The sequence below is a fragment of the Salipiger sp. H15 genome (assembly GCF_040409955.1).
GTDB lineage: Bacteria > Pseudomonadota > Alphaproteobacteria > Rhodobacterales > Rhodobacteraceae > Salipiger.
Genome location: NZ_CP123385.1, coordinates 420,076 through 432,248, shown reverse-complemented (window position 1 = coordinate 432,248; position 12,173 = coordinate 420,076). Strand labels below are relative to the sequence as shown.

General features: G+C 66.8%; 10 protein-coding genes. 6 read left to right on the top strand and 4 right to left on the bottom strand.

Translation table 11 applies throughout. The features are described from left to right. The first annotated feature begins 224 nt into the window (after positions 1–224). Positions 225–776 (top strand): fasciclin domain-containing protein, encoded by a 552-nt coding sequence (locus PVT71_RS16290; protein WP_353475117.1) that lies wholly within the window; start codon positions 225–227, stop codon positions 774–776. A gap of 558 nt (positions 777–1,334) precedes the next feature. Here PVT71_RS16290 and PVT71_RS16285 read toward each other — a convergent pair. After that, entirely contained in the window at positions 1,335–2,045 is a 711-nt protein-coding gene (locus PVT71_RS16285; RefSeq protein WP_353475116.1) for a Crp/Fnr family transcriptional regulator, read from the bottom strand. Between the two features lie 121 nt (positions 2,046–2,166). Between PVT71_RS16285 and PVT71_RS16280 the strand changes: the two genes are divergently transcribed. From PVT71_RS16280 to PVT71_RS16270, 3 genes are read left to right on the top strand one after another with little or no spacing between them, the layout of a single operon-like run. Then, positions 2,167–3,987, top strand: coding sequence for a DUF3604 domain-containing protein (locus PVT71_RS16280; RefSeq protein ID WP_353475115.1), 1,821 nt, complete (start codon positions 2,167–2,169; stop codon positions 3,985–3,987). 8 nt (positions 3,988–3,995) lie between these two features. Beyond that, the gene (locus PVT71_RS16275; RefSeq protein ID WP_353475114.1) at positions 3,996–4,865 is read left to right on the top strand and encodes a peptidylprolyl isomerase; all 870 of its coding nucleotides are present in this window, start codon (positions 3,996–3,998) and stop codon (positions 4,863–4,865) included. After that, positions 4,862–5,854 (top strand): HupE/UreJ family protein, encoded by a 993-nt coding sequence (locus PVT71_RS16270; RefSeq protein WP_353475113.1) that lies wholly within the window; start codon positions 4,862–4,864, stop codon positions 5,852–5,854. Before PVT71_RS16275 ends, PVT71_RS16270 begins: the two co-directional genes overlap by 4 nt. Before the next feature lie 159 nt (positions 5,855–6,013). Here PVT71_RS16270 and PVT71_RS16265 read toward each other — a convergent pair whose 3' ends face one another. The 3 genes from PVT71_RS16265 to PVT71_RS16255 form a co-directional block, all read right to left on the bottom strand. After that, positions 6,014–7,309 carry an SLC13 family permease gene (locus PVT71_RS16265; RefSeq protein WP_353475112.1) on the bottom strand — a complete coding sequence of 432 codons (1,296 nt, stop codon included), beginning with the start codon at positions 7,307–7,309 and terminating at the stop codon, positions 6,014–6,016. 28 nt (positions 7,310–7,337) lie between these two features. Next, a complete protein-coding gene (locus PVT71_RS16260) occupies positions 7,338–8,159 on the bottom strand; it encodes an amidohydrolase family protein (RefSeq protein WP_353475111.1) in 822 nt (273 codons plus the stop codon). 161 nt (positions 8,160–8,320) lie between these two features. Continuing rightward, positions 8,321–9,052, bottom strand: a complete 732-nt coding sequence (locus PVT71_RS16255) for a GntR family transcriptional regulator (RefSeq protein WP_353475110.1) — start codon at positions 9,050–9,052, stop codon at positions 8,321–8,323. Between the two features lie 468 nt (positions 9,053–9,520). Between PVT71_RS16255 and PVT71_RS16250 the strand changes: the two genes are divergently transcribed. Continuing rightward, positions 9,521–10,624, top strand: a complete 1,104-nt coding sequence (locus PVT71_RS16250; protein WP_353475109.1) for a substrate-binding domain-containing protein — start codon at positions 9,521–9,523, stop codon at positions 10,622–10,624. Beyond that, entirely contained in the window at positions 10,624–12,165 is a 1,542-nt protein-coding gene (locus tag PVT71_RS16245; protein WP_353475108.1) for a sugar ABC transporter ATP-binding protein, read from the top strand. Before PVT71_RS16250 ends, PVT71_RS16245 begins: the two co-directional genes overlap by 1 nt. The last annotated feature ends 8 nt before the right edge of the window (positions 12,166–12,173 follow it).

Here is a 12,173-nt window from a genome sequence, read left to right as displayed (position 1 = left end):
GGCGCAAAAGCGCGGTCAGGGGATTGTCCGATTTGGTGCGCAGTCATCAATGCGCCCATCGCGTTCAAGATTGAGGTGTCGATATTTATCTTTCGTTTACAAGATTTTACTCGACGATCACTGGCGCGTGATCGGTGAACTTTGATCCGAATTTCTTGAGCCTGCGTAAACTTTGACATGTCCGGAAGATGTTTTTCCGGGCCGTATGGGAGGAGTTTCTCGTCATGAATACCAATTGCCTTAAAGTTCTCGCGCTCGTTCTGCCGATGTCCGGCGCAGCTTACGCCCAGGAAAACCCGATGGTCGGCGGCGCGGCCATGTATCCTGACAAGACGATTGTCGAGAATGCCGTGAACTCGGCCGACCACACGACGCTTGTCGCTGCCGTGAAGCAGGCCGGGCTGGTTGAAACGCTCAGCTCGGAAGGCCCCTTCACCGTCTTCGCCCCCACGAACGAAGCCTTCGCAATGATCCCCGAGGACGTGCTTGCCGGCTACATGAAGGATGAGAATAAGGAGCGCCTTGTCCAGATTCTCACCTGCCACGTGGTGTCGGCGAACGCGATGTCGACGGACATCGTCAAGATGATCGCCGATGACGGCGGTTCGCACGCGGTTCCCACCGTGGGCGGTTGCACGCTGCAGGCGAAGATGGACGGCGACAAGGTCACGCTGACGGATGAGCAGGGCAACGTGGCAACAGTTACCATCGCTGACGTGCGCCAGTCCAATGGCGTCATCCATGTCATCGACAAGGTCATGATGCCTGCGAAATAACTTCATCTCTCCCAGCTCGCCGTCATCTTCTGGCGGCGAGCTGCGGTCCTGCGTGTGGTGATCCCGCTGTGACCTGACGAACTTCGAGCGGCGATTGCGCAGGATTTCGTCGGCCGCTTCGAGGCAGGTTGCGCAATGGCTCGGAGGACCTGTTTGCTCTGTCTGATATCCTCATGAAACTCGACAATTGAGAGATAAAAGCGGATCTACCGAGAAGAAGGATTAACAGTCTGTAAACGGGGCGGCCGCATAGTGCCCTCGGATATCGGGCGCCGGCGCCCGAGGTCTTCATTTCAGTAGACCGAAGGCCGACCATGCATCGGCATTTAACCCGGACCACTCGCTGGGGTCAGCTCAAAGGGGAGCAGGTCACCCGATCTGCCGCACCGCTTCGGCCGTCGACAGGCCCTTGGCCATGCAGCACCTCGAGCTGCCGAAGCCTGGTAACGATGGCTTCGGGCTTCTCACGCTTTCCAGCCATTCCGTCGTCCTCCTGTTCGCCGAAATCCTGCCGGACGTCGCGCAACGTGGGTGGACCAGCTCGGAGAGGCAGGCAAACTACGCCAACCCCAGTGCCCTCCGATCCAGGACCTCGATCTCCCGATACCCGAGCCGGATCATCCCCTGCTGCGCCAAGTCCCTCAGCGCATCCCCCGCCGCGTTGCGCGAGAGGTTGGCGATCTCGGCGAACTCGGCCTGCGAGATCGGCAGCACGGGCGGGTCGAGCGGCGCGCCGGCGGCGAAGGGCAGGCCGGCGCCGAGCAGGATGCGCAGGGTGAGCCGCGCCCGCTCGAGCGGATGGGGGCAGCGGTTCGCCGCAACCGCGGCAAAGGCATGGTCGATGACGCCGACCGAGATGAAGGCGATGCTGCGCCAGATGTCGAGCCCTTCACGGGCCATGCGCTCGGCGGCCTCGGCGGGCAGGTGCGCGATGCGGCAGGGCGTGCGGGCGACATGGGCGCCGCGCTTCGGGCTGCGGGTGAGCAGCGCGCTGTCACCGAACCACCAGCCGGTGGTCGCCACATGCACCAGCGCGGGCTCCATCGCGCCGGGAGAGATCAGCACGTCGAGCCAGCCCTCGATCAGCCCGTAGAGCCCGCCGTCCTCGCCGCCGAGGTGCATGGCGCTCTCGCCGCTCCCCAGTTCGATCAGTACGCAAGCCTCGAGTACGGCGGTGCGGATCGCCTCGGGCTGACGGTAGAGCCACCCGCGTCCCTCGATCCTGCGACGGTCCTGTGCCGTTAGGTCAATATTTTTCGAAATACCCATGGGTGGGCAGTGTTATCCCATTGTGCCGGATAGTCTACTCCCGCTATGCGCGAGCCCTTTGCGCGCCAAGCTGCCGACATTACCAGACTTCGGGTTTCCGCCGAAACGAGGACATTTGATCATGACCAGACTGAATTTTCTGCCACTTCTGGGTCTTGGCGCCCTTCTTGCAAGCACCGCCACCGGCGCGCTGGCGCAGGCCACCGAGGCCGACGCCCCGACAAATCCGCTGAAGGAGGCCTATTTCGGCGAGCAGCACGTGCACACGGGCGTGTCGATGGATGCCTTCATCGGCGGCAACCGGCTGACTCCCGACGACGCCTACCGCTTCGCCAAGGGCGAGGAGATCATGGTCAACGGCAGCATGCACAAGATCAAGCGCCCGCTCGATTTCGTCGCGGTCACCGACCATGCGGAATTCATGGGCGAGGCCTACAGCCTGATGAACGAGGGGGCGCCGGGCTATGACGACGAGATCGCCGTGGCCTTCCGCACCGCCCCCGATCTCAAGACCGCGCTCGGGCTCTACGGCAAGTACGTGCTGACGCCGCTGGCCGGCGGCGGCGATCCGCACCCGTCCTTCTTCCAGGGCGAGGAGGCGATCAAGACGACCTGGAAGAAGAACTTCGAGGCGACCGAGAAGCACTACAACCCGGGCACCTTCACCACGATCCACGCCTATGAATGGACCTCGGCGCCGGGCGGCGCGAACCAGCACCGCAACGTCTTCTTCCGCGACACCAACGTGCCCGACATGCCCTTCTCGTCGAACGAGGGCGCCGATCCCGAGATGCTCTGGTCCTGGATGCAGACCCAGCGCGACGACGGCAAAAAGGTCTTCGCCATCCCGCACAACTCCAACGAATCCAAGGGGCTGCTCTTTGCCGAGGCGAGCCTGACCGGTGTGCCGATCAGCAGGGACTATGCCGAGACCCGCGCCTCGATGGAGCCGCTGATCGAGATGATGCAGGTGAAGGGCAACTCCGAGGTGGTGCCGAACTTCTGGCCCAACGACGAGTTCGCCGATTTCGAGAATGCCGTGTCGATCCAGCGCTTCAACGGCCGGGCCTTCGTGAAGGAGAACTTCGTCCGCTACGGGCTCGGGCGCGGCATCAAGTACAATGCCGACCTCGGGGTGAACCCGTTCAAGTATGGCTTCGTCGGCGGCACCGACAATCACAACGGCACCCCGAGCAACGTCGAGGAAGACAACTTCGCGGTCGGCAGCCACGGTTATGCCGACCAGACCGCCGAGATCCGCGCGACCTCGGTGCTCGAGGGCGAGATGCTGATCTCCGACGTGAACCCCGGCGCGCTGACCGCGGTCTGGGCGACCTCCAACACCCGCGGCGCCATCTGGGATTCCATGCTCGCCAAGGAGACCTTCGCCACCTCCGGCCCGCGCATGAAGGTGCGCGTCTTCGCAGGGCAGGGTTTTGCCGAGAGCTACGACAGCTATGACGCGATGGTCACCGACGGCTACGCCAAGGGCGTGCCGATGGGCGGCGACTACACCGGCACCGAGGCGCCGCAGTTCCTCGTCTGGGCGATGAAGGACCCGATCGGGCCGAACCTCGACCGCATCCAGATCATCAAGGGATGGTACGAGAACGGCGAGATGAAGGACACGATCTACGACGTCGTCGCCTCCGGTGAACGCCTGCAGGCGGATGGCAGCGTCACGCCGATTGACGCGCCGATCGACATGGCCACGGGCAGTTTCAACGCCGAGAAGGGCGATCCCGAGCTGACGACGGTCTGGACCGACCCCGACTGGAACCCCGATGTCGAGGCCTTCTACTACGCCCGCGTGCTGCAGCTGCCGACCGCGCGCTGGACGCTCTACGACGAGCTGCGCGAGGGGGTGAGCTACCCCGAGGACGTCAAGCGCGAGCTGGTCGAGCGCGCCTGGGCTTCGCCGATCTGGCACGAGGTGAACTGAGGCGCCCCATGCTGAAGTCAATCCTCAGGGAGCCGCTCGTCCATTTCCTCGTCCTGGGCGGGCTGCTCTTCGCGACATGGAACTGGCTGGCCCCGCAGGAGAGCGCGGGGCCGCAGGCCGAGGTCATCACGCTTGATCAGGCCCGGCTCGACCATTTGCAGACGCTCTGGACCGCGCAGTGGAAACGCGAGCCTTCACCCGAGGACCTGAAGGCGATCATCGACCGCCACCTGCGGCAGGAGGTCTTCTATCGCGAGGCCCTGCGCATGGGTCTCGACAAGGATGACGACATCATCCGCACCCGGCTGGCGCAGAAGATGGAAGCCGTGTCGAGCGATCTGAGCCTGCTCATGCAGCCCCCCACCGAGGAGCAGCTGCGGACCTTCCACGCGGCGCGTCCCGACCTCTTCACGCTGCCGCAGTCCTACGCCTTCCGGCAGGTGCTCTACCTGCCCGCCGAGGCGGATTACGCGGCGCTGGACGCGACGCTCGCGGCGCTGCAGGGCGGCGGAGATGTCCCGCCCGGCCAGCGCGGCAAGCTGGCTGTGCCGACGGACTGGGCGCTGACCCCGGCGCAGGCGCTGGAGAATTCCTTCGGCGGCGGCTTCGCGGAGTCGCTCTCGGAACTGCCGGTCGGGACATGGTCCGGGCCCGTGCGCTCGGGGCTGGGGCTGCACCTCGTGTTGGTCACGCAGAACCAGGCCGAGCACGTCGCCCCCTTCGAGGAGATCCGCGACTTTGTCGCCCGGCAGTACGAGTATTACACCGTGCTGGACGCGCAGGAGCAGATGTTCCGAGAGCTTCTGGACCGCTATGAGGTCCGCCTCGAAGCCGAGGGCGTGCCCGAAGCGGTGCGGCAGGAGTATGCCCACCCATGATCCTGCGCCTGCTCTCCGCAATCCTTATTTGCCTCTGCGCGCTGACCCCGCAGGCCCGAGCGCATGAAATCCGTCCCGCCTTCCTGCAGATCGACGAGGTCGCGCCGCAGCGCTACGAGCTGCTGTGGAAGGTGCCGACCCGCGACGGAATGGTTCAGAACATCCGCCCCGCCTTCGATCCCGGGTTCACCCTGGCAGCGCGCCCGGGCGAGACCGTCGTCGATGGCTTCGTGCTCTTCCGCTTCGGCCTGAGCGGCGAGCGTGGCCTGCCCGGCACCACGCTGCGGATCGACAACCTCGACCGCACCACCATTGACACGCTGGTCAATGTCGCGCTGCTGGACGGCACGCATCACAGTTTCCTGCTGCGCCCGCGCGAGCCCGCCGTGACCATCCCCGAGGCGCCCTCGACCTGGGCCGTGGTGCAGACCTACACCCGGCTCGGTGTGCAGCACATCCTCGAGGGGGTCGACCACCTGACCTTCGTCGCCGCGCTGATGCTGATCGTGCGCGGCTGGCCGATGCTGCTGAAGACCGTCACTGCCTTCACCGTCGCGCATTCGATCACGCTGGCGCTGGCGACCTTCGGCTACGTCTCGCTGCCGCCGCCGCCGGTCGAGACGCTGATCGCGCTCAGCATCCTTCTGGTCGCCGTCGAGGCCATCCACCTGCGCCGCGGCCGCCACAGCCTCGCGACCCGCTGGCCCTGGATCGTCGCCTTTGCCTTCGGCCTGCTGCACGGCTTCGGCTTCGCCGGGGCGCTGGTGAAGATCGGGCTGCCGCAAACCGACATTCCGCTGGCGCTGCTGTTCTTCAACGTCGGGGTTGAACTGGGTCAGCTTGCCTTCATCGCGGCGCTGCTGGGGCTGGTGGCGCTGTTGCGGCGGCTGGTCACTCTGCCGCAGGTTGCCCCGATCGCCGCGGCCTACGGGATCGGCACCATCGCGACCTTCTGGGTCTTCGAGCGGCTGGACGGGATGTTCTTCTGAGGTTGCTACGCAGCGAGGCCACCGCGATCCACCAGGAGCCCAACGCCTGCCTCTCTCGCTCGGCTCCACGCCCGTCAGCCGAAGGCCGAAGATGAGCCCTGGCGGAATTCCCGCCCGGGGGTGGCAGACGGATGTCCGCCACCCCCTTGCAGCCTGTGCTCAGAGCACGAAGGTCAGCAACAGGTTCATCAACATGGCCGCGACGAAGCCGAGCGGGGCGGCGCGCAGCAGCAGCCGGGTGAAGAGGCTGTGGCGCAGCTCGGCATCCGGCGCCGAGCCGAGGATCAGGCTGCCGCCCGACGAGAAGGGCGAGATCGAGGTCGCCTGCGCGCCGACCACGATGGCGGTGAACATCAGCATCGGGCTCAGTCCCAGCTGCGCCGCCAGCGGCGGCACCATGGGAAAGAGCGCCGGCGTCACCACCCCGAGCGTCGAGGCGAAGAGCGACATGATCGCCGCCACCACGCCGAAGCTCAGCGGCACCAGCGCGGGCGGGATTGTGCCACCGATCCAGGCGGCGAGTTGGTCGATGGTGCCGGCCTCGATGGCGACCGAGATCAGCATCCCCATGCCGCAGATCATGATCAGCGTCGGCCAGGGCAGCGAGGCGATGGCCTTGCGCTCGTCGCCGAGCTTGAGCAGCAGCGCGATCACCGAGAACACGCTGGCGATGAGGCCGATGTCGATCTTCGAGTTGATGAAGGCGGCGGTCTCGCTGCCGGGCAGGGCGAGGTGGGCCAACGGGGCGGCGAGCACGATCGCCATCATCGCCAGCGTCAGCCAGAGCGTCTGACGCTGCTTGGGGTCGAGCGGCTCGGGCCGGTCGATCTCGAGATCCGCCTGCAGCCCGCGGTGCTTGCCGGTGACGAAGAGCATGAGGGTGATCACCACGACCGGCAGCAGGAAGGTCGCGAGGAAGATCGCCACGCTGTTGACGAAGGCGGTGTTGGCGTCGATCCCGGCATTGGCCATCAGCCCGCGGAAGATGATGCCGGACTGGCTCGACATGAAGTTCGCCCCGCCGAGTGCGCCGTAGTTCACCGCCATGCCGCCGAGGATCAGGTCCATGCCGGTGCGCCGGCAGAGCAGCAGGGTGATCGGCGCCATGAAGGCCAGCACGGTGTAATAGCCCGCGCCCATGCCCGCGATCACGGTCGCGGTCATGAAGACCGCGTAGGGCAGCAGCCAGGGCGCGCCGCGGCAGAGATAGAGAAGCTGCCCGGCCAGCTTCTCGAGCGTGCCGTTGACCATGGCGAAGCTGTAGAAGAGGCAGACCGAGAAGATCACGAAGAAGATCTTCAGCGGCCACATGGCGATGATCTCGGAGGGTTTCATCCCCATCAGGAACGCCCCGATGAGATAGGCGAAGGCGATGGCGAAGAGGCCGATGTTGATGCGGGTCTTGTACCCGAGGATGATCGCCAGCACGATGGCCAGCACGGTTATGAGACTCATGGTGTCCTCCCTTGTCTCGCGGGCGGTGTCAGGTGAAACGGAAGAGCGCCGCCGGGTTCTCGACGAGGACGCGGTGCCGGTCGGCGGGGTCGGGCAGCAGCTGCGCGAGGCGCGCGGCCTGCCGCGCATAGCTGGTGTCTTTCTCATGCTGGGTGTGCGGCCAGTCGCTACCCCAGACCAAACGGTCCATTCCGCCCATGGCCGCGCGCAGATGCGCGAGCGAGGTCGCGGCCTGCGCTGCGTCCTGCCCGCTGCGGTAGGGGGCCGAGAGCTTCACCCAGGCATTCGGAGTCGCCCGCAGCACCTCGAGCACGGCCTTGTGCGCCGGGTTTGCCGGATCGATACCGCCCTGCGGCAGGCCGAAATGGTCGATCATCACCGGGCAGCCGGCGCGGGCGATGGCGGGCAGGATCCGCGCGAAATCCTCGAAGGCGCGCTGGATCTCCACCTGCCAGCCGATCTCGGCGAGGCGCTGGAAGAAGCGCTGCCAGTCGCGGTCGGCGTATTCCTCGAGCTCCCTGCCGACGAGGTTGAGCCGCGCCCCGACGAAGCCCTGCGCATCCATCTCGGCCAGCGTGCTTTCCGGAACCAGCCGGTCGAGCACCGCGATGCCGCGCAGCCGCCCGGGATGTGCCGCGAGCGCCTCGGCGACCAGCCGGTTGTCGGTGCCGTAGAAGCTCGGCTGGACCAGCACCCCGTGGCTGAGGCCCGCGCGCTCCATGTGCCCGAGCCAGGCCTCGACGCTCGCCGTGTAGCGCGGCGCATAGCGCCGCCCGGGGGTCATCGGCGCGCAAGGGTCGAAGATATGCGCATGGGTGTCGATGCCGGTGAGGGGGAGGCTGGAGGTCATGCCGGGTCCTTCTGGTCGTGTGGCAGAACTTTCCCGGCCCCGCTCCTGCAAGGGAGGGGAGGGCTCCGTGGAGGGGGCCGGGAAGTCGGGCGAGCGCGGAGTGGACGCGCTCGAGCCCTATCGGGTGGTCCGGAACGGGGTGCGCCGGACCGCGAAGCGCATCAGCCGATGCGACTTCGGTAGCGGAAGCTGCGTGCGGGCCCCATCGCCCGGCGCCATTCGATCGCGCTGCCGTCGAGGGCAAAGGCGGTGCGTTCGATCACCGCGACGAAGTCACCGGCGGCAAGGCGCAGGCGCTTGGAGACGGCGGCGGTCGGCTTGGCGAAGCTGACCTCGTCCTCGGCATGGGCGACGAAGACCCCGAAACGCTCGAGGTAGAACGGGTAGAGCAGCGGTCCGATCTCGCCTTCGGCCACCGTTTCGATCCCGTCGAAGCGCGCGCGGGGTAGCCAGATTTCCTCGATGAGGATCGGCTGGTCCTGCAGCAGGCGCAGGCGGTCGATGCGGATGCAGTCCTCGGTGCCCAGCACCTGCGCGACCTCGGCCGGCGCATTTTGCTGGCTGCGCGCGATCAGGCGGCTGACCGGGATGCTCTGGGCGCGATCCTCGCCCTGCAGCGCGAAGAAGCGGAACAGCGTCGGCTCGAAGGCGGGCTTGCGCAGGAAGGTTCCCGCGCCCTGCCGCCGCTCGAGCAGCCCCTCGGTCACCAGCTGCTGGAGCGCCTTGCGCACGGTGCCGACCGAGAAACCCGATGAGCGGGCGAGGGCGTTCTCCGAGGGCAGCGCGTCGTCGGTCGTCCATTCGCCTGCGGCGATGCGTGCGGCGATCCGGTCGCGCAGGCGCAGGTAGGCCGGCAGGCGGCTGTCTTCCTCGAGGCGGTCTTGTGATGGCATGGCGGCTCCTTCCCGCGGCCATGGGTAGTCAGGTGGAAAAGATGAGTCAACCACTTCTATATAGAAGTGAAGAGGCGGGTGCCCTGAGAAGGGTCAGCCGGAGCGTGGCCGTCACGGCGGCCTCCGGTCTTCGCTATCTTGGCGGGTGTCCGGGGATTTCCATGGGTGCCGCAAGATGCGGGGATCGGTCCCCCAGCGGCCCGCCCACGGCGCGACTCACCTGATGTAACCGTCCCCGTGGGAGCCGGGATCCCGCCTTCCGCGGCCTGCCCGCCGGGCCATCCTCCGCCAGAGTGATTAATTCTTCGCCGTCGAGGGCAGGGCGGGCGCGAGATCCGGTGTCGGGACGGAAAAAGGCCTTGCGAAGGTGTGCCGGCACAAATGATGTCAAAAGTGCAGACAATATTGACGGCATAAATCGCGCCCTCCCCACGCGGCTGTCAGGCCTGCGTCCAACAGGAGATAAAGATGAAAAATTACCTCGCTATTTCAGGCCTTTCGGTCGCTGCCGGGCTGCTGTCCGCCGGGCTCGCCCAGGCCGAAGACCTGTCCTATTTCGAAGCCCAGATCGCGCCCTATGCGGGCAAGCCCAGCTTCGTGGCGCCCGGCCCGAGCTTCGACGCCAAGTCGTGCATGGCCGACAAGAAGGTGTTCAGCATCCCGCAGTCGAGCGCCAACCCCTTCACCTCGAACATCGAGCAGGCCATGGCCGGCGTGGCCGAGAAGGTCGGTTTCGAGTTCACCACCTGGGAGAACCAGGGCCAGGTCGCGCAATGGGCGCAGGGCATCGAGACGGCGATCAACCAGGGCGTCGACCTGATCGACCTGCTGGGCGGCGTCGATCCCCGCGTGCTCAAGCCGCAGATCGAGGCGGCGCAGAAGGCCGGCATCAAGGTCGTGGCCTCGCACAACAACGGCATGGAGCAGTCCGCCGAGATCCGCGAGATCACCGACAGCGACGTGCCGATCGACTACTTCAAGGCCGGGGCGCTGCTCGTCGATCACGCGGTGGTCAGCACCGAGGGCGATCTCAATGCGCTGGTGCTGATCTCGAGCGGCCCGCTGTCCACCGACTCGATGGTCTCGGGCATCAAGGCCGAGCTGGAGAAATGCGAGACCTGCAAGGCGCAGTTCCTCGACTACATCGGCACCGACTGGGCGACCCGCATCACCCCCGGCGTGCAATCGGCGCTGATGTCGAACCCGGACGTGAACTACATCATCGTCATCTATGACAGCATGTCCCAGTTCGTGCTGCCGGCGGTGACCATCACCGGCGCGCAGGACCGGCTGAACATCAACGCCTTCAACGGCACGCCTTTCGTGCTGGGCATGGTCCAGAAGGGCCAGGTCGAGATGGACATCGGCGAGAACCTCGACTGGATCGCCCACTCGGTGATGGACAGCGAGATGCGCCTGCTCTGCGGCGAGGACGAGATCGACGATCCCAAGATCCCGTTCATGATGTTCACCGAGGCCAATGCCATGGACGCGGGCACGCCGCCGGAACTGTCCAAGGGCTACGGCGACGCCTACCAGGCCGGTTTCGACGAGCTGTGGCAGCTGAAGTGATGCTGGACGTCGTCAGCGACACGGTCCCGGTGCTGCGCTGCGAGGGGGTCTCCAAGACCTTCGGCGGGCACCGGGCGCTCGACCGGGCGTCCCTGTCGATCGCCCCGGGCGAGGTGCACGGGCTGCTCGGGCAGAACGGTTCGGGCAAGTCGACGCTGATCAAGGTTCTGGCGGGGTTTCACCCGCCGGATCCCGGCGGCAGCCTCTGGGTCAACGGCGCCGAGGTCGAGCTGACGCAGGCGGCGCTGGCGGCGCTGCCGATCAGCTTCGTGCACCAGCACCTCGGGCTCATCCCCTCGCTCACCGTCACCGAGAACATGCTGATCAAGGACCTCGCGCTGGAAAACCGGCTCGCGGTGAACTGGCGGCGCGAGACCCGGCGCGTGGGCGAGCTGCTGGCGCGCTACGATGTGGATGTCGACCCGTCGGTCGAGGTGGCAAGGCTCTCGCCGGTGCAGCGGGCGCTGATCGCCATCGTCCGCGCCGCCGCCGAGGTGATCGAGCGCCGCGCCGGGGGCGGCGGGCTGCTGATCCTCGACGAGCCCACGCCCTTCCTGCCGCAGCGCGACGTCGAGCAGCTCTTCGGGCTGGTGCGCACCGTGGTGCGGGCGGGTTCGAGCGTGATCTTCGTCTCGCATGACGTCGACGAGGTGATGGAGATCACCGACAAGGCGACGATCCTGCGCAACGGCGCGGTGGCGGCGCGGCTGACCACGGCCGAGGCGGCGCGCGAGGATTTCATCACCGCGATCGTAGGCCGCAAGCTCGAGCTTGCGGCGCCGCCCGCGAATCTGCCGCCCCAGCGCAGCGAGCGACTGGCGGTCCGGGGGCTCGGCGGCACGACGGTGCGCGACATAGATTTCTCGGTAGCGTCGGGCGAGGTGCTGGGCCTCACCGGGCTCATCGGATCGGGCTATGACGAGGTGCCCTACCTGATCTACGGCGCGAAGCCCGGGCGCGGCACGCTGGTGCTGGACGGGCGCGAGCTCGCGGTCCCGGACATGTCGCCCGCCGCCTCGATCGACGCCGGCATCGCGCTCATCCCCTCGGACCGGCCCAAGGCCGGGGCGATCGGCGCGCTGCCGATCACCGACAACATCACCATGCCGCGGCTGGGCCGCGATCTCGGCACATGGTGGCTGCGCCGCCGGGCCATGCGCGGCAGCGCCCGGGCGCTGATGGCCGAGTACGACGTCCGCCCCGCCGGGGATCCCGCGCTGCCCATGGCCTCGCTCAGCGGCGGCAACGCGCAGAAGGTGGTGCTGGCCAAGTGGCTGCAGATGAACCCCGGGCTGGTGCTGCTCGACGAGCCCACGCAGGGCGTCGACGTCGGCGCGCGGCAGACCGTGTTCACCCGCATCCAGCACATCGCCGCGGGCGGTGCCGCCGTCGCCTGCGCCAGCTCCGACTACGAGCAGCTGGCCGCCATCTGCCACCGCGTCCTGATCTTTTCGAGAGGGCGCATCGTGAGGTCGCTGGAAGGCGGCGAGATCGACAAGCAGTCGATCGCCGAGGCCAGCCTCAACGCTTCAACCCTGTGAGACCCGCA